This window comes from Acrocarpospora macrocephala (genome assembly GCF_009687865.1).
GTDB classification, from domain to species: domain Bacteria; phylum Actinomycetota; class Actinomycetes; order Streptosporangiales; family Streptosporangiaceae; genus Acrocarpospora; species Acrocarpospora macrocephala.
Map to the genome: position 1 here is coordinate 59,195 of NZ_BLAE01000047.1, position 22,187 is coordinate 81,381.

At 69.6% G+C, this 22,187-nt stretch carries 25 protein-coding genes; 19 read left to right on the forward strand and 6 right to left on the reverse strand.

The genetic code is table 11. The annotated features are described in order from the left end of the window. The first annotated feature begins 7 nt into the window (after positions 1-7). Positions 8-1,666: an NAD(P)/FAD-dependent oxidoreductase gene (locus tag Amac_RS35430; RefSeq protein WP_155358780.1), complete on the forward strand. Its 1,659-nt coding sequence runs from the start codon at positions 8-10 to the stop codon at positions 1,664-1,666. Next, positions 1,663-3,075, forward strand: coding sequence for an ATP-binding protein (locus Amac_RS57475; protein WP_281356380.1), 1,413 nt, complete (start codon positions 1,663-1,665; stop codon positions 3,073-3,075). Before Amac_RS35430 ends, Amac_RS57475 begins: the two co-directional genes overlap by 4 nt. A gap of 139 nt (positions 3,076-3,214) precedes the next feature. Here Amac_RS57475 and Amac_RS35440 read toward each other — a convergent pair whose 3' ends face one another. Continuing rightward, on the reverse strand, positions 3,215-3,949 hold the full coding sequence (locus Amac_RS35440) for a hypothetical protein (protein ID WP_155358781.1): 735 nt from the start codon (positions 3,947-3,949) through the stop codon (positions 3,215-3,217). 129 nt (positions 3,950-4,078) lie between these two features. On the opposite strand from Amac_RS35440, the gene Amac_RS35445 reads away from it, so the two are divergent. Then, positions 4,079-4,711, forward strand: coding sequence for an alpha-ketoglutarate-dependent dioxygenase AlkB (locus tag Amac_RS35445; protein ID WP_155358782.1), 633 nt, complete (start codon positions 4,079-4,081; stop codon positions 4,709-4,711). Between the two features lie 5 nt (positions 4,712-4,716). Here the strand turns inward: Amac_RS35445 and Amac_RS35450 are convergent, their stop codons facing one another. Together Amac_RS35450 and Amac_RS35455 are read right to left on the reverse strand one after the other, a co-directional pair. Beyond that, the gene (locus Amac_RS35450) at positions 4,717-5,262 is read right to left on the reverse strand and encodes an RNA 2'-phosphotransferase (protein ID WP_155358783.1); all 546 of its coding nucleotides are present in this window, start codon (positions 5,260-5,262) and stop codon (positions 4,717-4,719) included. A 62-nt stretch (positions 5,263-5,324) separates the two neighbouring features. After that, positions 5,325-6,737, reverse strand: a complete 1,413-nt coding sequence (locus Amac_RS35455) for an aminotransferase-like domain-containing protein (RefSeq protein ID WP_170322815.1) — start codon at positions 6,735-6,737, stop codon at positions 5,325-5,327. A 182-nt stretch (positions 6,738-6,919) separates the two neighbouring features. On the opposite strand from Amac_RS35455, the gene Amac_RS35460 reads away from it, so the two are divergent. Further along, on the forward strand, positions 6,920-7,501 hold the full coding sequence (locus Amac_RS35460; protein WP_155358785.1) for a hypothetical protein: 582 nt from the start codon (positions 6,920-6,922) through the stop codon (positions 7,499-7,501). Here the strand turns inward: Amac_RS35460 and Amac_RS58145 are convergent. Continuing rightward, the gene (locus Amac_RS58145) at positions 7,489-7,719 is read right to left on the reverse strand and encodes an SEC-C metal-binding domain-containing protein (protein WP_218041479.1); all 231 of its coding nucleotides are present in this window, start codon (positions 7,717-7,719) and stop codon (positions 7,489-7,491) included. The genes Amac_RS35460 and Amac_RS58145 overlap by 13 nt on opposite strands. A gap of 147 nt (positions 7,720-7,866) precedes the next feature. Between Amac_RS58145 and Amac_RS57480 the strand changes: the two genes are divergently transcribed. The 15 genes from Amac_RS57480 to Amac_RS35530 all read left to right on the forward strand — a co-directional run bounded on the left by Amac_RS57480 (position 7,867) and on the right by Amac_RS35530 (position 20,718). Further along, on the forward strand, positions 7,867-7,992 hold the full coding sequence (locus Amac_RS57480) for a hypothetical protein (protein WP_281356381.1): 126 nt from the start codon (positions 7,867-7,869) through the stop codon (positions 7,990-7,992). A gap of 396 nt (positions 7,993-8,388) precedes the next feature. After that, positions 8,389-9,252: a sigma-54-dependent transcriptional regulator family protein gene (locus Amac_RS35470; protein ID WP_155358786.1), complete on the forward strand. Its 864-nt coding sequence runs from the start codon at positions 8,389-8,391 to the stop codon at positions 9,250-9,252. Between the two features lie 271 nt (positions 9,253-9,523). Then, a complete protein-coding gene (gene lxmK / locus Amac_RS35475; protein ID WP_155358787.1) occupies positions 9,524-10,594 on the forward strand; it encodes a class V lanthionine synthetase subunit LxmK in 1,071 nt (356 codons plus the stop codon). A 2-nt stretch (positions 10,595-10,596) separates the two neighbouring features. Next, on the forward strand, positions 10,597-11,523 hold the full coding sequence (locus Amac_RS35480; RefSeq protein ID WP_155358788.1) for a T3SS effector HopA1 family protein: 927 nt from the start codon (positions 10,597-10,599) through the stop codon (positions 11,521-11,523). 43 nt (positions 11,524-11,566) lie between these two features. Next, complete coding sequence (locus tag Amac_RS35485) at positions 11,567-11,716, forward strand: LxmA leader domain family RiPP (RefSeq protein WP_155358789.1); 150 nt, start codon at positions 11,567-11,569, stop codon at positions 11,714-11,716. Positions 11,717-11,761: 45 nt separating this feature from the next. Further along, the gene (locus tag Amac_RS53955) at positions 11,762-11,920 is read left to right on the forward strand and encodes an LxmA leader domain family RiPP (RefSeq protein WP_170322816.1); all 159 of its coding nucleotides are present in this window, start codon (positions 11,762-11,764) and stop codon (positions 11,918-11,920) included. Positions 11,921-11,962: 42 nt separating this feature from the next. Further along, positions 11,963-12,115, forward strand: a complete 153-nt coding sequence (locus Amac_RS35490) for an LxmA leader domain family RiPP (protein WP_155358790.1) — start codon at positions 11,963-11,965, stop codon at positions 12,113-12,115. Between the two features lie 79 nt (positions 12,116-12,194). Beyond that, positions 12,195-13,136, forward strand: coding sequence for an LLM class flavin-dependent oxidoreductase (locus Amac_RS35495; RefSeq protein WP_155358791.1), 942 nt, complete (start codon positions 12,195-12,197; stop codon positions 13,134-13,136). Next, the gene (locus Amac_RS35500) at positions 13,129-13,728 is read left to right on the forward strand and encodes a flavoprotein (protein ID WP_155358792.1); all 600 of its coding nucleotides are present in this window, start codon (positions 13,129-13,131) and stop codon (positions 13,726-13,728) included. The genes Amac_RS35495 and Amac_RS35500 overlap by 8 nt, the downstream gene beginning before the upstream one ends. After that, positions 13,725-14,681 (forward strand): hypothetical protein, encoded by a 957-nt coding sequence (locus tag Amac_RS35505; protein WP_155358793.1) that lies wholly within the window; start codon positions 13,725-13,727, stop codon positions 14,679-14,681. Before Amac_RS35500 ends, Amac_RS35505 begins: the two co-directional genes overlap by 4 nt. Beyond that, complete coding sequence (locus Amac_RS35510; protein ID WP_218041476.1) at positions 14,678-15,943, forward strand: M16 family metallopeptidase; 1,266 nt, start codon at positions 14,678-14,680, stop codon at positions 15,941-15,943. Before Amac_RS35505 ends, Amac_RS35510 begins: the two co-directional genes overlap by 4 nt. Further along, positions 15,940-17,139: a M16 family metallopeptidase gene (locus tag Amac_RS35515; RefSeq protein ID WP_155358794.1), complete on the forward strand. Its 1,200-nt coding sequence runs from the start codon at positions 15,940-15,942 to the stop codon at positions 17,137-17,139. The genes Amac_RS35510 and Amac_RS35515 overlap by 4 nt, the downstream gene beginning before the upstream one ends. Positions 17,140-17,367: 228 nt before the next feature. Further along, positions 17,368-18,477 (forward strand): hypothetical protein, encoded by a 1,110-nt coding sequence (locus Amac_RS35520; protein WP_246268939.1) that lies wholly within the window; start codon positions 17,368-17,370, stop codon positions 18,475-18,477. Positions 18,478-18,648: 171 nt separating this feature from the next. Then, positions 18,649-19,530: a sigma-54-dependent transcriptional regulator family protein gene (locus tag Amac_RS35525; protein ID WP_155358795.1), complete on the forward strand. Its 882-nt coding sequence runs from the start codon at positions 18,649-18,651 to the stop codon at positions 19,528-19,530. Between the two features lie 192 nt (positions 19,531-19,722). Further along, positions 19,723-20,718 carry a cellulose binding domain-containing protein gene (locus Amac_RS35530; RefSeq protein WP_170322817.1) on the forward strand — a complete coding sequence of 332 codons (996 nt, stop codon included), beginning with the start codon at positions 19,723-19,725 and terminating at the stop codon, positions 20,716-20,718. Positions 20,719-20,778: 60 nt separating this feature from the next. Here the strand turns inward: Amac_RS35530 and Amac_RS35535 are convergent, their stop codons facing one another. Next, a complete protein-coding gene (locus Amac_RS35535) occupies positions 20,779-21,588 on the reverse strand; it encodes a hypothetical protein (RefSeq protein ID WP_155358797.1) in 810 nt (269 codons plus the stop codon). Then, positions 21,585-22,118 carry a SigE family RNA polymerase sigma factor gene (locus tag Amac_RS35540; RefSeq protein WP_155358798.1) on the reverse strand — a complete coding sequence of 178 codons (534 nt, stop codon included), beginning with the start codon at positions 22,116-22,118 and terminating at the stop codon, positions 21,585-21,587. Before Amac_RS35540 ends, Amac_RS35535 begins: the two co-directional genes overlap by 4 nt. Between the last annotated feature and the right edge of the window lie 69 nt (positions 22,119-22,187).

A 22,187-nucleotide genomic window follows, 5' to 3' on the forward strand; every position in this document is an offset into this window, starting at 1 on the left:
TGGGGGTATGCCGAACCCCGCGATCCTCACGGTCGATGACGATCCGGCTGTCTCCCGGGCCGTCTCCCGCGACCTGCGCCGCCGGTACGGCGACCGCTATCGGGTGGTCCGCGCCGACTCGGGCGACAACGCACTTGAAGCGCTCCGGGAGATCAAGCTGCGCGGCGATCAGGTGGCGGTCCTGCTGGCCGACTACCGCATGCCGCACATGAACGGGATCCAGTTCCTGGAATCGGCCATGGATCTGTTCCCGCTGGCCCGGCGCGTGCTGCTCACCGCGTACGCGGACACCGACGCGGCCATCGACGCCATCAACCTGGTCGACGTCGACCATTACCTGCTCAAGCCGTGGAACCCGCCCGAGGAGAAGCTTTACCCGGTGGTGGACTCGATGCTGGACGCCTGGCGGGCCAGCCCCGAGCCGCCCGCCTCGGAGGTCCGGGTGGTCGGGCATCGCTGGTCGGCGCCGTCGTTCGCGGTGCGGGACTTCCTGGCGCGGAACCTGGTGCCGTACCGGTGGCTGCTGGCCGACGAGCCGGAGGGCGGGCGGTTGCTGGCCGCGGCCGGGCTCACCGCCGACGACGTGCCGCTGGTGCTGACCTCGGACGGCAAGACGCTGGCCGCGCCCAGCGAAGCCGATCTCGCGGTGCACGTCGGGCTCACCACCACCCCGTCGCTGGAGTTCTACGACCTGGTCGTGGTCGGCGCGGGGCCCGCCGGTCTGGGCGCGGCCGTGTACGGCGCGTCCGAGGGATTGCGCACGGTCCTGGTCGAGCAGCGCGCCACCGGCGGGCAGGCCGGGCAGAGCAGCAGGATCGAGAACTATCTCGGCTTCCCCGACGGCGTCTCCGGCGCGCAGCTGACCGACCGGGCCAGGCGGCAGGCGCTGCGGTTCGGGGCCGAGCTGCTGACCACGCGGGAGGCCATCGGCCTGGAGTCCGGCGGCACCAGCCGGCTGCTGCGCTTCGGCGACGGCACCTCGATCGCCGCCCACACGGTCGTGCTGGCCACCGGCGTCTCCTACCGCATGCTCGACGCGCCAGGCCTGGACGAGCTGACCGGCCGCGGCGTCTTCTACGGCTCCGCCTCGACCGAGGCCCCGAGCTGCTTCGAGCAGGACGTCTACATCGTCGGCGGGGCCAACTCGGCGGGCCAGGCGGCGGTGCACTTCGCGCGGTACGCCTCCCGCGTGCACATGCTGATCAGAGGGGCCGACCTGCGGCATTCCATGTCCAGCTACCTGATCCAGCAGATCGAGGCCATCGACAACATCACGGTCTGGCCGCACAGCGAGGTGGCCGCGGCGCACGGGGACGAGCATCTGGAGCGGCTGACCGTGCGCGATCCGCGGTCCGGGGAGACTCGGGACGTGGACACGTCCTGGTTGTTCATCTTCATCGGGGCCGAGCCCAGGACGGGCTGGCTGGACGACGCGGTGCTGCGGGACCGGCTCGGTTTCGTGCTGACCGGGCCTGACCTGCTCTGCGAGGGTAAACGTCCGCCGGGGTGGACGTTGCCGCGTGATCCGTACCATCTGGAAAGCAGCATGCCGGGGGTCTTCGCGGCCGGGGACGTGCGCGCCGCTTCGGTCAAGCGGGTGGCCTCCGCCGTGGGCGAGGGAGCGATGGCCGTGTCGCTCATCCACCGCTATCTGGAGGCGCAGTGAGCGAGTTGCTGACCCCGGCCGAACTGCGGACGCTGTTCCTCTTCGAGAAGCTCGACGAACACCAGCTCGGGCTGCTGGCCGAGCACGGGCGGGTGGTGCGGTATCCGGCCGGGCAGACGGTCTACCGCGAGGGCGAACCGGCGACATGTTTCATCGTGCTGCTCAGCGGGGTGATCACGCTCACCCGGCTGATCCACGGCGATGAGGTGGAGGTCACCAGAACCGAACAGCGCGGCGTGTACGGCGGGGCGACCCAGGCCTATCTCGGCGAGCAGGTCGACCAGATCTACATGAACACGGTGCACGCGATCAGCGACGTCGCGGTGCTGGAGATCCCCGCCGACCTGTTCGCGGGCTGGACCCGGGAGTGGTTCCCGATGGCCATGCACCTGCTGGAGGGGCTGTTCTTCGGCATGCGGGCCAGCCAGACCATCGTCGGCGAGCGGGAGCGGCTGATCGCGCTCGGGTCGCTGTCGGCCGGGCTCACCCACGAGCTGAACAATCCGGCCGCGGCGGCGGTGCGGGCCACCGCGGTCCTGCGCGAGCGGGTCACCGGCATGCGCACCAAGCTCGCGATGATCGCCGACGGCCGCCTGGACGGAACCCGCCTGCACAAACTGGTCGAACTCCAGGAAGCCGCCGTAAAACGCGCGGCCAGCGCGCCGCACCTGTCCGCGCTGGCGACCTCCGACGCCGAGGAGGCGCTGGCCGACTGGCTGGACGATCATGACGTGACCGCCGGGTGGGACATCGCGCCGACGCTGGTCGCCGGCGGCGTCGACGCCGAGTGGCTGGAGCAGGTGACCGGCGCGATCGGCCCGGAGAACCTGGAACCGGCGATCCGCTGGCTCACCTACACCATCGACACCGAACTGCTGATGGGCGAGATCGACGACGCGGTCTCCCGCATCTCCGGCCTGGTCGCCGCCGCCAAGCAGTACTCCCAGCTGGACCGGGCCCCGCACCAGACGGTCGACGTGCACGACCTGCTCAACGCGACCCTGACCATGCTGCAGGCCAAGATCCCGCAGGGCATCCGCACGGTCAAGGAATACGACCGCGATCTCCCGCCGATTCCCGCCTACGCCGCCGAGCTCAACCAGGTCTGGACGAATCTCATCGACAACGCCATCAGCGCGATGGGCGAGACGGGCACGCTGACCATCCGGACCACGCGCGAGGCCAAGAACCTGATCGTCGAGATCGCCGACACCGGCCCCGGCATCCCGCCCGCCATCCGCCCCAGAATCTTCGAGCCCTTCTTCACCACCAAGCCCGTCGGCGAGGGCACCGGCCTCGGCCTGGACATCTCCTACCGGATAGTCGTCAAAAAACACCACGGCGACATCCGCGTCGACTCCACCCCAGGCGACACCCGCTTCCGCGTCTTCCTCCCCTTCGAAGACTGAATCTCCTCGCGCCGGCACCGTTGGCGCCAGCGAGAACCAACCTCCCGAGGCGGATTGGCCCTCCTGGCGCCGGTGCGGCGAGAACTGACGCCTGCGTAAACGGCGCCGGATAACGGCGAGGAACCTGGCGGGTGGGGGGTTATGAGTGCTTGGTTCCGCCGATGACCACGATGTCTTCGAGGGTGGGGTCGGGTTCTTCGAGAGGGGGGCGTCGGCGTGGCCGGAGTCGCTGGACGACGAGGGTGCCCGCGATGGAGAGCAGGGCGACTAGCGCCAGAAGGTAGATGGGCGTTGTTGCCGATGCTTCCTCCTTTGGCTGGGTAAGCGCCGCGTTGGTCGCCTGTGGGGTCGGCTGGGCTGCCACCGCCTGGGAGGTCGGCGGGGATTGGCCGGTGACCTCGCCCTTCCAGGGGAAGCCTGGGGGTTTGATTTCGCCCCAGTAGTCCTTTACTTGCGCGCCGTCGAGGGCGGGGAACTGGGGTGGGGCGAGGGTCAGGGTGCCGGGGACGGTCAGGGTGCCGACCTCGTGTTCCATGAAGATGCCCTGGATGCCCTGGACGCGCCAGGTGCCTTGGGGGATCTTGACGGCTACCGCGTAGTGGGCGGGTTCGGGCAGGCGGGAGCCGGTGAATGTGAGGACGGTGCCCTTCTCGTCGGTCAGGCGCAGGCCGGTTTCGCCCAGTTGTTTCTCTGAGCCCTCGAAGGGATGGGTGCCGTGCTGGAGCACCCAGTAGCCGACCGTGTAGGCCTGGTCGGCCTCGATCCGATCGGGCAGCGGATCCAGTTCGGTGACCGCCCAGTTACCCGCGTACGCGGGAACAGCCATCGCGGCCACGATCGCCATAGACCCGAAAATCACGAAAAATCGTCTCATCTTTGCACCTCCGGCTGTTCTACACCGCCCGCGCCCGCGAGGTTCCGATCCTGTTCGGGATGCCGGCCCGCCTCTATATAAGCCAGCCCTAATATGACGAAGTCGAACATCTGTTTGTACAGTCGAGACATGGAGACACTCTTCCAGGGGTCCTTGCTCGACTGGGGCGACGAGGTCGGCCCGGGACCGCTCGACGGCACCGTCCGCAGGACCCCGCTCGCCCACGGCGCCTGGATCGACATCCGCCCCGCCTGGATGACCGGCGCCGACACCCTGTTCCGCCGCCTGGCCGACACCGTGCCCTGGCACGCCGAACGACGCCAGATGTATGACCACATGGTCGACGTCCCACGCCTGATGAGCTTCTACGGCGAAGAAGACACTCTCCCCGACCCGGCGCTCGACGAGGCGAAAGCCCTGCTCAACGCCCACTACGCGGCCGAACTAGGCGAGCCCTTCCGCACCGCGGGCCTGTGCCTCTACCGTGACGGCCGCGACAGCGTCGCCTGGCACGGCGACCGTATCGGGCGGGGCAGGACCGAGGACACGATGGTCGCCATCATCTCGATCGGCGCCCCCCGCAGCCTGCTGCTCCGCCCGCGCGGCGGAGGCGGCCCCACCCTCCGCCACGACCTCGGTCACGGCGACCTCCTGGTGATGGGCGGGAGCTGCCAGCGCACCTGGGAACACGCCGTACCCAAGTCCGCCCGCGCGATGGGCCCGCGCATCAGCATCCAGTTCCGCCCCAGGGGCGTACGCTGACCTGATCAGCCGGGGAAACGGATGAACGGCGGCGGCACATGCGCGGTCAGCCAGACGCCGTTGGCGCTGCGATAGAAGACATGGCCCGCCGCGTGCATCGCCCCGGAATCAACCGACAGGATGACCGGACGGCCGCGCCGCGCCCCGACCCGGGTGGCGGTCTCCTGATCCGGCGACAGGTGCACGTGCTGGCGGCGCATCGGCCGCAGCCCGTCCGCCTGGATCCCCGGCACGCTCGCCGCGACCGTCCCGTGAAACAGGAACCCCGGCGGCTCGACCTCGGGCAGGCCGAGATCCACCTCAACCGAATGGCCCTGGCTGGCCCGGATCCGGTCGCCCTCGACCGCGAACCGCTGCTTGTCGTTGCCCGCGACCGCGTCGGCCAGCTCGTCCCGCGAGATCGGGAAGCCGTGCGCCCTGGCCGCCGCCAGCAGCTCCGGCACCGGCACCCAGCCGTTGGCGTCCAGCGTGATCCCGATCCGCTCGGGTTGGTGCCGCAGGTGTTTGGACAGGTATTTGGAGACCTGTACCAGCCGCCGCTCGTCCGTCACCGCTTGTCACATCCCTTCGCGATCTATCGTGGCCGAATCCACCCCCTGGGCGCCATCGGGTTTCACGCGACGGTTCTCCGGTACCGGTGGGTGCGCCGTGCCAGGCCGTGATCGTCGAGGGCGCGGGTGATGAGCCGCAGCGCCCGGCGGAGCGTCATGTCGTCGAGGTGGCCGTACCCGATGACCACGCCGTTGCGGTGGTGGCCGTCCGGATGGCAGTAGTCGGCCAGGTCGGCGGCGATGAGCTCGTTGCGGCGCAGCATCCGCACGATCTCCCCCGCGCGTACGTCACCGGGCAGCAGCAGCGTCATCGACGACCCCGAATCCGGCCCGGCCAGGCCGACTTCGGCGAAACCTCCCAGCGCGGCCTGGATCAGCAGCCGTTTCGGCTGGTAGAGGGTGGACAGCCGGCTGAGCCGCCGCCCGACAGAACCGGATCTGAGCAGTTCGGCGGAGGCCCGCTGGCACACGGCCGAAGGCCGCTCGGAAACCTGGTCGGCCATCACCTCGGCCAGGTGGCGAGGGGCGACCAGATACGCGACCCGCACCGCCGGGGTGAGCACCTCGCAGAACGTGCCGATCATCACGGTCGACCCGGCGTCGCCGATCGCCAGGATGCTGGGCAGTGGGCTGCTGCCGACGCTGAACACCCCGTCCGAGGCAGGTTCGACCACGATTCGCCGGTTCTGAGCCGCCCAGTCCGCGATCTCCTGCCGCCGCTGCGGCGACATCCGCACCCCGAGCGGATCGTTGCGCTCCGGCATCAGCACCACGATGTCGCAGTTGTCCGGGATCAGCGCGGGCTGGGCGCCTTCCTCGTCCACGACCAGCGGCACCACGGTGCCATGCGCGGCGAACGCCGCCCGCGTCCTCGGCGGCGCCGGATCCTCCAGGCCGATCACCACCGGCCGCCCCAGGGCCTGGACGAGCAGGCGGACGGCGGAGGCGTACCCGTCGGTGACGACGATCTCGTGCTGGGCCGGCACCAGGCCGCGGGAGTCGCGCAGGTGCAGCGCGATCGCCTGCCGCAGCTCCGGCAGGCCGAGCGGCGGCGGCTCCCCGGCGAACGGCACGTGGTGGCTGGCCCGCCGCCACGCGGAACGCCATTCGGTGAGCGGGAACCCGGCGGTGCAGGCCCGCCCCGGCCGCATGTCGATCAGCGAATGCTCCTCCTCGACCGGCTCCGCCGCCGGGCCGTGCTCCTTCCGGTGCGGCCGCGCGGCGACGTACGTGCCGGACCCCTTCCTCCCCGTGATGTAGCCCTCGGAAAGCAGTGCCTCATACGCCGCCACCACCACACCCCGGGAGATCTCCAGGACCTCCGCCATGGTGCGGGTCGATGGCATGCGCGTCCCCGCGGCGAACTGGCCCGCGTCGATCGCCTTACGAAGCTGCTCGGCGAGCTGCTCGTGCAGTGACCTGGCTGATGGCCGCTCCAGATGGATCGGTACGGACAGCCTCTGGGCGTTACGCATCTCTTCTTTCTCCCCAGGAATGGAACAGATGCCAGACATCTTCAGCAGCTGCCGTGTGCCGCAACGTGTGCGCATCACGTGCCATCCCGTTCCATCTCCGCCCCCGATGGAACGCCACGGTGTGCGACCTCGGGCCGGTAACGCCACCCCGCGCGGAACAGATCCCCCAACGGAGGCATTACATGGCCAAGCTCGACATCACCAACGTTCCCCGCGAACTCGACGAATTCATCGCCACGAGCGGCAACTCCCGGCATCGCCAGATCGCCGAAGTCGTCCGCCGCCACTACCTGCTTGAACTCACCGGACGCGGCGACGAACTCTTCGCCGAGGACATGATGGCCGAGACCCCCCTCTACTACATGAACATCGACGGCCTGAGCATCACCCTGCGCGGCACCGAGGAGGTCAGGGCCTTCTACGAGTCCCAGCACGGCGTGATGCTCGCGGCCACCGACGTCACCCAGGTGGTCAACGACTACGGCTACTGGACCGAATGCCAGTTCAACTGGTACCTGACCGGCGCCGCCCTCGCCGCCCAGGGCGTGGAGGTGTCCTCCCCGGACGCCACGTACATCAAGAAGTCCTGGATCTCCATGTACTGGCCGTTCGACGACCGGGCCCGAATGCTCGGCGAACACATCTACGAACACCTCGACATCGCCGAGATCATCCCCATCCCCGTAGAGGACTTCATCACCCTGGAACACGCCCAGGAAGTCCTCACTCCCCTCCTCCGCCCACTCCCTATCTACACACCGTGACGGAATGGATGCTGGGCGGGGCCGCCGGGTGCGCCATCGGGCTGTGGCCTGCTCCGTCCGGCCGGAGCAGGCCGCCAGGTGACCGTCCTCGTCAGCGGTCGCGGACGTAGTAGTGGCCGAGGCTGTCGTCGAAGCGGCCGGTGGACCGGCAGCATCGGCGGAAACCGCCGCCCGGAGCCGCAGGGGCACGGGTCGTTGCCGCCGAGTTTCTCGATCAGCTCAGTGTCGGTGCCGACGCTGCGGTCGCCGCGCTTGACGTGTGTCTCGCTGGAGGGAACCCCCGGCGGCGCTTGCTGATCGGCTCAAAAGGACATCTCGTCGTAGTACATGGCTACCTCCCGAAGTCGACCTCGACGGTAACCCGGATGGAGACGCCAGCGCGATTGGATTTCGCCGCCGCTCGCGGTTGTCATGTGGCGCAGCTGGCGGGCGCCGGCGCGGTGGATGGCGCCGACTCCGGCGGCGGCGAACATGTCACGCCGGGCCGGTAGCGGGGCCGCCAGCATGGCGGGGGTGAGGGCGATCGCGTGGGCTGGGTCCGGGGCTAGGAAGTTCGGCGCGAACAGTGCCGTGGCCTCGGTGCCCTGCTCGGCGTTGCGGCGGTCGTAGTCCTCGATGAAGGCCTCGATGTCGGGGGCGAGCGGCCCCGCGGCACGGCCAGTCGCCCGTTACAGCTTGTTCCAGCACTTTCCGAGGTAACATGCCACATTTTCGGTTTGCCCAATTTTTGTTGATTTATCGATAAAATGAGAATTTGATGTGAATTAAGGTAGTTGAAGGTATTAAGCGTTTGTGTGGTGCGTATTGGATGCAAAGAACGAGAGGCCGGAGGAGTGAGTTCACTCGCGGATATCTGGGATGACCAGGGGTGGCCCACAGGTGAGACCGTGGAGCGGATCCTGAGCGGGCATCCCGCGGGAGAGGCCGTACGTGCTCCGATCCTGAACTCATGGCGGCGTTGTCAGGCCGCCGGGCTCACCCCCGGCACCTTCCAGCCGCGCCTGATCGACGACGTGGATTGCGACAACACCCTGGTACGCGCGGCCCGGCCCGTGCTCGACCGGCTCCAGACCACCATTGCCGACACTCCGTCAGACGTGTTCCTGTGCGATGCGTCCGGAGTGCAGCTCCTGCGCATCGTGGGCGACCCGTCGATGTACAGAGGATCGAACGCCATCCTCGCCGTTCCCGGCTTCAGCTTCGCCGAGTCGGACGTAGGCACCAACGCCGCCGGCTCCACACTGATGGAACGGAGAACATGCCAGGTCTCGGGCAACGAGCACCTCTGGGAACCGCTGCGCAGAGGCACCGCCGTGGGCATACGGGTGTGCCATCCCCTCAGCGGGCGGGTGGAAGGGGTCGTGGGCATCGTCGCCTGGCACGAGAGGGCGAACGCGCAGATGATTGCCGTAGCCCGGCGATCAGCCGACGCCGTCGAGCAGAGGCTGCTCGAGCTCAGCACCGAACGCGAGCGGGCCCTGTTGAGGAGGCTCCGCGGGGCGGCCAGAGCCGCGAGCGGCGTACAGGCCTCCATGCCCCGGGACCTGGGCTACCTCGATCGGCTCGCCCTGGAAGACGCCGCCGTGAGGCTGGTCGCGCAGGGCCAGGCGGCGGTGGTGGAGATAGCCCTCTCCGACGGCCGCACAGCCACCCTCGTCGCGCAGCCGGTGACCGATTCCGCCGATCTGACCGGCATCGCTGTACAGGCATGGCTCCCAGACCGCCGCCCGACCACAGGCCCCCAGGATTAGTCAACTCAGGTTGCTTGAATCAGGCTTCCTTGCGTGCAGCCAACACGCCAGTGATCCGCCAACGCACGGCCAGTCACGCACAAGTCATGCCCAAGACGGACGAGTCACTCTCGGAGCGAAAGGTCTTCGCCGCCACTCGGCGGAGTTGGTCGCATCCACGGGTCGTTCGCTCACGGGGAGACGGAATCATGCGTATGAGACACGGGGCAGCGGGGGTTCCCGCGCAGCCTTGTCGACGCCGGTTACACGAGGCGCCGCTCGGGGTGGGCAGATGTCCGTCGTGAAGATCAGCCCGGTCCCGCTGGACCAGGCTCCGGAGGTCACCGAGTTCCTCACCAGGCTCGATCTGGGCTCCTTACGCCAGGACGAGATCTCCGCATTCCGCGGCCGCAACGACAGCTGGGCCGGTGTGACCAGCACGGGATTCCCCGTCTTCGTCAAGCGGGTCGGCGGCGAGCCGAGCACGGTCCGCCCGAGGGTGGACCGGATCAAGGCGATGGGCGAACTGCTCAACACGCACCCGGTCGTCAACGCGCCCCGATTCCTGGGCGCCGATGAGGAGTCCGGCCTGGTGGCCTTCGCCCTGCTGCAGCACGCCCAGAGCGGATCCGACCTCGGTGGCGACGGCTTCACCTGGGAACTCGCCCACTCCGCGGGATTCCAGGTGGGAACGCTCCACACCCTCCAGCTCCCGCAAGCCGTGGCCGAGGACACCTCGGAGCCGCCGCTTCCCCCGCTCAAGGCCCTGGTCGCGCTCCCGCTGGAGGCGTACGCGGTCGCGAGCGGCGCGGAGCTGGAGGCATGGGCGATCCTGCACAACGATCCCGTGGTCGTTGCGGAGATCAGAAAGCTCGCCGCGTGGGAGAAGGACAGCACACCCGTCCTGGTCCACGGCGACCTGCGGCTCGATCAGTTCCTGCACCACCACGGCAAGCTCCACCTGGTCGACTGGGAAGAGGCCAGGCGGGCCGACGCCGCCCGGGACGTGGGCGCTTTCGTCGGCGAATGGCTCTACCGTGGCGTGCTCGGTATGGCAAGCCATGAGGAAACGGTCAGCGATCGGGAGGTCGTGGCCAACGGCGCACGCCGCTTCGAGATGCTGCGGCCGAACATCGAGGCGTTCTGGTCGGGCTATCTGGAGGCCAGACCGGCGGCCCGTGCCGACCGGGACCTGGCGACCCGGGCGGCGGCCTTCGCCGGCTGGCACATGTTCGACCGGCTCCTCGCCGCCGGGTACGAGCGCGCGCGGCTGACGCCGCTGGAGCGCGCGGCGGCGGGTGTCGGACGCAAGGTCCTGATCAATGCCGCCGATTTCACGGCCACGCTGGGCATCGGAGGCTGACGATGAAACTGTCACTCGACCGCGTACAGATCGGCCCCGACCGCACCTCCGCCACGGTGGACGACCGTGAGGTCACCGCCGACAGCCCCAAAGCGCTGCGATCCGCGCTGGCAGGCGCGCTGTACGACGTGTTCCACGCCGGGCGCGAGCCCGCGGCAGGGCCCCGTCCCAAGTCGATCCGTGACTCCGCCTTCGAGCGGGAACTGCGCGTCATGATTCCGCACCCGCTCTCCTCCGTCCTGGCGCCGGTGGTGCCCGGCGCCTCCGACGTCGTCCAGCTGAGCGGTGTACGCGTACGGATCCCCGAACCGCGATTGGGCGCCGAAGTCGACACGCCCTCGGGACCGGCGCGATGGGTCGACCTGCCGGCTGTCCTGCCGACGGTCTCGCCCGGGTTCCTGCTGGTCAACGGCTCCGCGGGCGCCGAGCCGGGCGCGCACGTTCGGCTCTACGTCGGAGCCGAGACCGCCGACGCGGCCCCCGAGTTGTGGGGTGCGGTACTCACCCGGCTGGAGAAGCTCGGCGTTCCCTATCGGGCCAAGGTGCTCTCCGCCCGCGATCTCTATCCGCGGCGCGACTCCATCGTGGTCTATCTGGGGTCACGTGCCTGGCATGCCGTACCGGACCTCGCGGAGGCGGCGGCCGCAGCCGGTGGGCTGCGGCGGGATGTGTCCGCCTACGTCGCCGAGGTCGGCCCCGGGATCGGCTGGGCGTGGGAGCCGCAGGACGACCGGCCGGGAATGCGCGGTTTGAGCTTCGGCGAGCACCGTTCGCACGCCATCGCCGCCGGCCTGCTGGCGCATGCCGGGCAGGGCGGGGATCGCGGCGAAGCGGTCACCGAGGCGCTGCGCGCCGCCGGGATCGAACCCGACGCCGTGCACCGTAACGCCGACTCGCCGCCACTCCCCTTCGAGATCTCCGGTCCCTAAGCCGGGGCCCGGAAACCTCAACACGCACGAGAGGGGGTGAATCATGCCCACTGACCTCCTGATCGAAGGCGCCGACGCCTACACCTCGCTCGCCGAGATCGCGGCGGCCCACGCCGATTCCGTTGCGGCGGTGCCCACGCCGATCTCGATCACGTGGTCGATCTGCACGCTCACCATCGAGGGCGGCTGCTGACTTCCTGGAAACAGGAATACCCATAACCCGATCCGAAAGGAATACATGTCTGTCGAACTGCTAATGAAAGGCGCCGACAACTACACCTCGCTCGCCGAGGTCGCCGCCGCCGCCGAAATGGAAAGCCCTGAGGCGACTCCCGCCCTCGTCATCTCGTTCTCTATCGGCGTCAGCGTCACGGCCACCGCGGCTATGGGCTGCTGACCCGCGGAAATCTCATCACCCAAAAAATCGAAAGGAAAACACATGTCCGCCGAACACCTGATGGAAGGCGCCGACGCCTACACCTCGCTCGCCGAGGTCGCGACGGCCAACGAGATCGAGTCCCCGGAGGCGACTCCTCTCACCACCGTCACCACCATCAGCTTCATCAGCTTCACCGTCGTCCTCGGCTGCTGATGTCCTGATGTGCCGCGGTGCCACGGGCCGGCTCGGGCGGCCCGTGGCACCGCACCGATGTCAGATCTTGGAGAATCCGATGCCACCCGCACTGCTGTTCCCCATCCCACCCACGTATCCCGATCAAGTGGTTCCGTTCGCCGAGCTGGTCATGAACGGGCTGGCCGGCCGGCTCTGGCTGGGACAGTCCTTCGCGGTCGAATCCCACCAGATGATCGCCTGCCTGGCGGGCCGCGGCATCAAAGTGCCGACCGGGCTGGGCGTGACCCTGATGCCATTGCGCCATCCGATGGAAGCCGCTGCCCAAGCGCGCAGCCTGGCCCTGCTCACCGGCCAGCCGGTGGTCGCCGGGTACGGCGCCGCCACGCCGGAATTGGTGGAGTCGCTGCGCGGCACGCCGTACCGGAAACCGGCGACGGCCGCGGCAGGGTACGCCCAGACGGTGCGCGACATGCTCAACGGGCATGACCGCGAGCGCGGCGGGCTGCCCAAGATGAAGCACGCGCCCGTCGAGGTGGGCCTGGGCGTGCTGCGTCCCGGCATGGCGCGGGCGGCGGGCGGCGTCGCGGATGTGGCCGTCACCTGGATGACGCCGCCCGGCTATATCAAGGACACGCTGATTCCCGCCCTGGCCGAGGGCGCGGCGGGCCGTGCGTCGGTACCCCGCGTCGCGACCGTCGTGCACGTGGCGCTGGCCCACCCCAGCCGTGACCCGGTCAAACTCGCACACAACGCGGCTGGACGGCATCTCACCGCACCCCACTACACCGACATGCTCCGCCGCGCCGGCGTGCCCGCCGACCCGACCGACCCGCGCTCCGGCGCCAAAGCCCTGGTAGAGGCCGGGGTGTATGTGTACGGCACACCGGAGGAAGTCGTGCGACGGCTGCGCGACTACCGCGAGGCGGGCGTGGACGAGATCATTCTCAACACGGTCGGAGTCGGCTTGACCGACGGGCTCAAAGCCGCGGCGGCGGACGCCGAGCAGATCCTCACCGCGATGGCGGACGCCGATGAATGAGACCCCCATCGCCCCGGCGTTCCGCGCCGAGCGGCTGCTCATCCTGATCACCGGGTCTCTTGGCGCCACCTTCATGCCGTACTGGCTGAACTGGCTGCGGCTCTGCTACCCCCACCTGGACATCCGGGTCGTGGTGACCAGAAGCGCGGAACGGTTCGTGACCCGGCATTCGCTCACCGCCCTACTCAACAGGGATGTGCAGCTCGACGACTGGCCGGACGGCCCGGAGCCGGGCTCTCCACACGTGGACTACGCCTCCTGGCCGGACACCGTCCTGGTCTACCCGGCTACCTACAACTTCCTGAGCCGGTTCGCGGGAGGTCTCGCCGACACGCCCATGCTGCTGGCGCTCCAGTGCACCACGGCGCTGATCGGCATCGCGCCGAACCTGCCGCCGGGGGCCGATCGATCCCACGCCTACCAGCAGAGCCGGGCGGCGATCAAGACCCGGCCCAACGTGGTGCTCGTCGATCCCATCCTCGGCCTGAGCACCCATACCCGAGAGCAGAACGCTCTGGTGGCTCCTCCGCTCCCGATCCTGGTCGAGCGGCTGGAGGAACTGCGCGATATCCGTGAGAAAGAGGTCAGATGAGCAAGGTCGTAGCGTCCTACGCGACGGGATACATGCTCACCGCGATCGTCGAATCCGGCGACGGGGACTATTGGTGGACCCGGCGTCCCGGGCCCGCCCGTACCACCCGGATGCGCACACCGGATCCCGCCGTGCTCGCCACCGTTCTGAAGGTGCCGCGGGGCCGGGTCGGGTTGACCGTGCCAGCGCGGCGAGAGGGCGGCGGCGTGACGTACCGGACCCGGCAGGCGCGCCCGATCGCGTCCGCGTTCCTCGGCCTCGGGGAGGGCGCGGACGGGTTCGACCTGGAGCGGGACGCCGCGGACACGCTGACGGCGACCGGCCTGACGCTGGCCCTGCTGCACGCCGAGCCGTTGCCGCTGGTCGACCTGCCTGCCCCGGAAGGGCCGCAGCGGTTGCTCTCCTGGCTGCGCGGCGGGCAGGGGCCCGGGACGGCGGCGAACCTGCACCGTCGCGCGGTCGACATCCTCGGCCGGGCCCGGATGGCCACCGCTGAGGCGTGGTGCGCGCCGCTGCCGCAGAGCCGGCACGTGTTGCTGCACGGCGCTCCCGGCCACGGCATTCTCCTGCCCGCGACCCCCGGCCGGGACGGATCCCTGCTGATCGGGGAGGACATCAGCGCGGGCGCGCCCGAGTTCGATGTGGGCTGGCTCGTCGGCGAGCTGGTGGAGTTCCGCGACGCCGGCCGGAAACTGGGGCACGGCCCGCTCCGGCACGTCGACTACGAGGCGCTCATCGGCTGCCTGCTGGACGGTTACGCTGCCCCGCTTGACCTGGCTGAGGTGGGGAGGGTGGCCGCCGTACGATTCCTGACCCACACGCATGACTTCGCCGCTTACATGCAGTGGCACGAGATCTTGGTGGGTTACCTGAACGTTCTCGCCGACGTGATCGACGCGGCGGACAGCGGACAGTTGCTGACCTCTTCTTCGGGCAAGGTGAGTCACCGGTGAAAACCGCCGAAATCATGCGGGTGAGCTTGACCAACGGACTGCGCGTGGTCATCGAGGAGGACCACTCCGCGCCGGTGGCAGGGGTCGCCGTCCACTACGACATCGGCTTTCGCGCGGAGGCCGAGGACAGGTCCGGGCTGGCCCACCTGTTCGAGCACCTGATGTTCCAGGGCGAGGCCGGCGGCGAACGGGACCACTTCCAGCAGGTGGAGAGCATCGGGGGCTTCTGCAACGCCTCCACCCGGCAGGACTACACCGACTTCTACAACGTCGTGCCCGCCGAAGCCGTGGCGCGGGTGATCGAACTGGAGGCCGGTCGCATGCGCGCCCCGAAGATCACCGAACGCGCCATCCAGGCCCAGACCTCAGTCGTCAGGGAAGAGATCCTGGGCAAAATGCGCAAGCCCTACGGCGGCTTCCCCTGGCCCAGGCTGTCACCCGTGCTCTTCCGCGACTTCGCCAACGCCCACGACGGGTACGGCGACTACGCCTCCCTCCAGCACGTCACCCTGGACGACTGCCTGGACTTCTTCGACCGCCACTACAGCCCGGCCAACGCCGTGGTGACGATCACCGGCGACGTCGACACCGGCGCGGTGCTGGAGGTCGTCGAGCGCACATTCGGAAGGATTCCGGCACGGCCCGTCCCCGCACTCGGCTCCTGGTGGGAGCCCGAGCCGGCGGAACAGGTGGCGGCCGAATACACGGACCCGATGGCGCCACTGCCCGCGTTCGCCCTCGGCCACCGGGTGCCCAACGCGGCAGCGGATCCAGGTGCCCACTTCGCGCTGTCCGCGCTCGCGGGCGTGCTGACCGGCGGCAACCGGCCCCGGCTGCGGGAGCGGCTGCGGCGGGAGACTGGGCAGATCATCACATTCTCGGCCCGGGTCGGCCTGTTCGACCTGCTCGACGCCCGCGACCCCGACATGTGGATCCTCACCGCGGTTCACCCGAAGGCGCTGTCGACCGAGCAGGTGCTGGCCGCCGTGGACGCTGAACTGGAGTCGCTCGAGCCGACCGAGGAGGAATTGCGGCGGCGCCGTACCACCTGGATCAACGCTCACCACCGGTCCATGGACGAGCCTGCCAACCGGGTGCGCATGCTGGGGCGGTTCGAGCTGCTGTTCGGCGATCCGGGCCTGGCCGGGCGGCTGCCCGACCTGTGCGCGGAGGTGACCGCGGCCGATGTGGCCGCGGCGGCCCGCAGCCTGCGCGCGCAGCCGGGCGCGCTTCTCAGCGTCGTCCCACAGGAGAAACGATGAGCAACCCGATCGCCGACCGCACCTTGCCGAACGGGCTGCGCCTGCTCGCTCTGCGGCATGGCAGCACCCCCTTGGCCGAAGTGCGCCTGCACCTGCCCGCACCCTGCCCGACCCGACTCGATCTCGCCGAGTCCGCACTGCTGGCAGCGTCCCTGGCCCAGCTGCAGGACGCGTACGACGGCGTGGAGTTGAGCGCGATGGCCGACATCCACCGGATCTCCGTCAGCGCCTCCAGTTCGATGGCCGACCTGGAATCGCTCCTGGCGGCGCTGGCGCAGGTGGTGGAAGGCGCGCCCATCGAACTGGAGGTGGCGCGCGGGCAGCTGATCGCCCAGTTCAGAATGGTCAGGGCACATCCCGACCTCGCGGTCAGGACCGAACTCGCACGACACCTGTTCGGCGACCATCCGGCGGCCTTCTTGCTGCCGGCGGAAGCCGAACTGGCGAGCATCATGGAACTGAGGCGGACGTTCGATCCTCGCGGAGCCGTCCTGGTGCTGCTCACCTCGGCGGACCCTGAGCAGATGGCGGACGCCGCGGAGAAGGCGCTGGGCGGATGGCGCCCGGCCGCGCGAAGCGCACCCCCGCTGCCGCCGCTCCCCGCGATCGAGGGCGGACGGCTCGCGCTGCTGCCACGTCCGGGCGCGCCGCAGTCCCGTATCCGCTTGCGCGCGCAGGCCCTGACGCCGGATGACGATCGTTACCCGGCGGTCTTCCTCGCCTGCAACGTGCTCGGCGGCTACCTCTCGTCCCGGCTGTCGCGAAACCTGCGCGAGGACAAAGGATACGTATACGGCATTACCTCCATGTTCGACCTCCACCCCGGCAGCGGATTCCTGGCCATCGAGGCCGACACCGCGGCCGCGACCACCAATCCCGCTTTGGCGGCAGTGGGCGACGAGCTCCGTCGAATGCGCACGCATCCGCCCACCGGGGAGGAGATCCAAGCCGCCCGGGCCTTCGCGACAGGTTCCACAGCGACCCGCCTGGCTCCGCGCGCCGCGTTCGCCACAGCGATCGCGGACCTGGCGGCCAAAGCGATCGATCCGCTCTTCCTGCTGGACTTCTCCCGCAAACTGGCGGCGGTGACCCCGGAGGCGGTGGTGGCGGCGGCCGCGGAATTCCTGGCTCCCGAACGCTTCGCCGGGGTTATCGCCGCAGATCCCGAGCTGGTCACCCAGCCGATCCTCAACTGATCGCCTGCTACGGCTCGCACGCTGCCGAGGCAACGGGCTGGTCCCGTCATTGGCGTGCCGGTATCGTGTCAGCTGGCGCCCGTCCACGCCCAACCTCCGGCAACCTGCCCCAGCCGGGTTCCCACGGAGGCAAAGGGAGGTCCACCTCTCGGCCGGGGTTTGGTCTTCGATCGTGCGGCCGCCGTCTCGATCGCTGGGGGATCCGCGTGCGGGCCGCGGGAGACCACGATGACCAAGCAGGCCGACTTCAAGCGACGCGTGCGCGCCCGCATGTCCAAGACCGGCGAGTCGTACGCGACCGCCCGCAGCAAGCTGCTCGCCGAACAGCCGGACCCGGCTGCCGCCCCCGCCGAGGAGTGGATGGCGGCGGCGCTGCACGTGAGCAACGGCGACGCCACCGACCTGCCCGGAACCGGGCTCGCGCCACAGGTGCTGTACTGGCGCGACGTCCTGCACGAAGGGCCGGTGCCCGCCGTGGGGCCGGAGGAGCTCCGGCAGATCAGAGCCGCCTTCCTCACCCAGGCAGGCGTCGACGACCGGGCGGAGGGCGCGCGCATATTCCTGGACCGGGACCGGACCCTCGCGGCCAACCGTGACGGCCAGTACGTGCTCTGGTTCGAGGCCGACCTGTACGACCAGTTGCAGATCATCCAGATCCTCGACCGCCTCGCCGGCCTCGGCGTGCCCGCCGCGCGGATCACCCTGATCTGCATCGGCGAGCACCCGGGCATCGCCCGCTTCGGCGGGCTTGGCGAGCTGACGGCCGAGCAGTTGCGCGAGCTGCCCGCGACCCGGGCGTGCGCGCGGCTGACCCCGGCCGCGCTCCAGCTCGCCACCCGTGCGTGGGCGGCGTTCCGCGCGCCGACACCGGACGGTCTCGGCGCCATCGCCGCCACCCGCTCGGGCGAGCTGCGGTTCCTGGGCGAGGCGTTCGACCGCCTCAGCCGCGAGTACCCGTCAACCCGCGACGGGCTGTCGCTGACCGAACGGCGGGTGCTCGCCGCGGTCGCCGACGGCGCGCCCGATGCCGGCACGGCGTTCGTCCGCGCGGGAGCACGGGAGACGCGCCCGTACCTGGGAGACGACTGGTGCTTCGCGATGATGGACACGATGGCGAATGCGCCGGTGCCGCTGCTTCAGGTGGACCCGGCGGGCCGTCCGGTCGACCGCGGCAGCGGCCTGCGCCTGACCAGCACCGGAGCGCGGGTTCTGGCCGGCGGTGCGGACCAGGTCACGCTCAACGGTATCGACCGGTGGATCGGCGGTGTGCATCTGCGCGGGCGTCACGTGCCATGGCGCTGGGACGACGGAACTGAAACCCTGACGGAGGCCACGTAGGCGCGGACGCCGGGCGGGTACCGACTTGCCCCGGCAAATCACGCCCAGCTCGCCGAGTGATCACGGACCACCGCAGGGATGGCCGGTCGCTGTGCCACCATATCGTCCGAAAATGGCATCTTTTTGTCCACTAATGTGAATATAAATACCCTTTGTTCATATTATGGCCAGATGGCGGATATCTGGGACGACGGGAGAGGAGCCACCGAGGAGATCGTGGAGCGATTCCTGGATGGGGAGCCCACCGGGAACGACGTACGCGCCCAGATCGTGCACTCGTGGCGACGGTGCCAGGCGACGGGGCTCAGCCCCGACATCGCCCATGCGCCCCTGCTCGAGGGCCTGGACTTTGAGTGTGGCCTGGTACGCGCGGCCCGGCCCGTGTTCGAAGGGCTGGGGACCACCATCGCGAACACCCCGGTATGCATGCTCTTGGGCGATGCCAACGGCGCGATGTTCCTCCGCAACGTGGGTGAACCGGCGATGCGCAGGGCGATGGACGCGGTTGGCGCCGCGCCCGGCTTCGGCTTCACCGAGGCGGAAATGGGAAACAACGCCCACGGCTCGGTGCTGGCAGAGCGGCGCACCTGCCAGATCACGGGCAACGAGCACTACGCCGAGGTGCTGCGCAGGTTCACAGCTGTGGGTACCCCGGTACGGGATCCGCTCAGCGGGCGCCTGAACGGCGTCGTCTGCGTCGTCTGCCCGAACGAGTGGGCGAACGCGAAGATGATGACCCTGGCCCGGCGCTCGGCCGCCGCCGTCGAGGAGCAGCTGATCGGGATGGTCACCGAGCGCGAGCGTGCGCTGCTGGAGACGTTTCTCCGGTCGCAGGGTGCTAGACACACGCCGAGCTCCCCGCTCCGGGGCTTGTGCCGCCGCGATCAGCTCACCTTGGAGGACTCCGCCGTGAGCCTGATCGCGGAAGGGCGCACGGCAATGCGGGAGGTCGCCCTTTCCGACGGCCACATCGCCACGCTGCTGGCACAACCGGTGACCGGCTCCGCGGAGCCTACCGGCATCGCCGTACGAGTGTGGTTGCCAGGCCCCTGAAGTCGCAACGCCCGTTCGACCCCGAACAGTGAGGCGCCGAAGCAGCGCTGGGGGCCTGGGCTTGATGGGCTGAATCTTTCACCTGCCAGGGGAAACTCGTGGCAGGTCAGCGGCATGGCCGGACGGGTTGTTCTGTACATCCGGGTGAAACAAGCCGAATCTGGGAGCCCCTCTGGGCTCGGAGGTTTGGTCATGAGGACCTTGCGCGCATGGGCGCTGTCCGCCGTCACCGTGCTGCTGGCGGCGATTGGGGTGGTCGCCTCCCCAATCGCCGCGCATGCGGACATCGTCTGCTCGGTGTCGTACGCACCGGTGTGGGACAACGGCGGCGGCTTCGGCGCCAACATCACGATCACCAACCTGGGTGACCCGGTGAACCCGTGGACCCTGCGCTACACCTGGCCCGGCGCCCAGCAGGTCACCCAGGGCTGGGGCGGCACCTGGACGCAGTTGGGGCCGGACGTGACCGTGAACGCCCCGTCGTACGCACCGGCCCTGGCCACCGGGGCGAGCGTCACCGTCGGCTTCTACGGGACCTACACCGGCGCGAACACACCCCCCACGATCTTCACGCTCAACAACGTGCCCTGCACGGGGAGCGCGCCGCGCTCGGTCAGGCTGACCTCCCCCGTCAACGGCCAGAACTTCATCGCGCCCGCGAACATCGGCCTGGCCGCGAGCACGACCCCCGCCGGTTGGGCGGCCAGGGTCGACTTCTACTCGGGCACGACACTGCTCGGCAGCGACACCACCGCGCCCTACACCCTCACCTGGTCCATCGTCCCGGCGGGCAGATACACGCTGTCGGCCAGAGCCACCGACACCAGCGGCATGACCTACGTGTCCAACCTCGTCAACATCACCGTGACCGGGATCGTGGCCGACCCCTTCGTCGTGGTCACCCCGACGTCGGTGAACGTCGCCATCGGCGGCCCCGCCATCGTCTCCGTCCGCCTGTCACGGGCTCCCACGAGTGCCACCACCGTGACGACCAGCCGAATCAGCGGCGACCCCGACCTGACCATCCAGTCGGGCGCGACCCTGACCTTCACCCCGGCCACCTGGAACATCCCCCAGAACGTGACCGTGACCGCCGGACCCAGCGCGACGATCGGCGACTCCGCCCAGTTCCTCGCCACTGCCCCCAACTACCTGTCGGCCACGTTCACCGCCACGGTGACCGGCTGACGATCCGCCGCCAGGTGCATCCCGATCGCGCTGGCGGTCCCGGTTGCCTTCGGCCGCGGTTCAGTCGTTCGGCGACTTCTCGAACCACCAGCCGGTGTCCCCGATCGGGGTGATGGTGACGGGACCCAGGGCGCTCTCCCACTCGCGTGGCTGTTCGTCGGGGGAGTACAGGTACGCGAAGTTCCACTCGATCCCGCCGCCGGAGCGTAGGAAGCCGACAGACTCGACGGTGCCGTCCGGGGTGTACCTCGCGCTCATCAGTTCGTTGGTGGGGACCCCGCTCCGCTCGACGGCGTCGAGGATTCGGTCGAGGTCGGCGCGCGCGACGGCGTCGAACGGCTGCTCGGCCGGGCGTCCCCCGCATTTCCCGTCGTCGCTGAACGTGCCGCGCGGGTACTCCAGGATGTCGCACTGCGCTTCCTCGTACCAGGTGGGCCGGATCTCCTCGAGCACGGGCAGGACGTGGGTCCGCAGGCTCGCGACCTCCTCGGCCATCCGCTCGGGTGAGGGCTGGCCGGAGTTGACCATGCCGTCGAGCAGGCCGAGCAGTTCGCCCAGGTCGAAGCCGGGCCGCGCCGTAGCGGGCGCGGCCGGGTCTTCGAGGCCGAGCACGGTGCGCACCTGGTGGCCGCCGGGCATGGTCAGGGTGCCGACGCCCGGCAGGCGCACCGAGCCGGCCACGGTCAACGCGAGCAGCCCGGCCGCGACGACGCCGACGACGCTCTGCCTGCGTCGTCGACGGCGCAGCGCCCGCCGTGCCGTGGCGAGCACGGCAGGAGTGTCGAACCGTACGTCGGGAATTGCATGGGCATCCGCGCGCAGGCGGGCGACGACGTCGTCCGGCGTCTGCGTGCCGGTTCGGGGGTTCATGACCGATCACCCTCTGAGAGGATCTCGCGCAGTCTGGTCAGCGCGCGGGCGTTGTGGGATTTGACCGTCCCGACCGTGATCTCGAGCTCGCGGGCGACCTCGGATTCGGTCAAGTCGAGCAGACGACGCAAGACGACCACGCGCCGTTGCGCGACCGGCAGTCGCGCGAGCGCGCGGACCACCGTGCTGCGAGCTGTGACGGCGCCCGCGTGGTCGGGGGTCGTCGGGTCAGGCAGGTCACCGGGTGCCGCCAGCAGCTCGCGGCGGGTGCGCCGCCAGCCGTCGATGCGCAGGTTCACCAGGATGCGGCGCGCGTAGGCCCGGGGGTCGCCGTCGCGCGCTTTGCTCCAGGATCGGTAGGTACGCTCGAAGGTCGCCTGGACCAGATCCTGGGCCCGGGCCCTGTCGCCGCACAACAGCTCCGCGGTGTGGAGCAGATACGGGCCGGCGGCATCGACGAATGCGGCGAACTCCTCGTCGCGGTCGCCGACCACGTCGACGCGGACGAGCGCGACAGCGTCACGGTCCACCCGAGCTCCTCACCCTCAGCCATGGGGAGGCAAACCGGCTCCGGATTCATGCCCGTCTCCTTCGGTCTC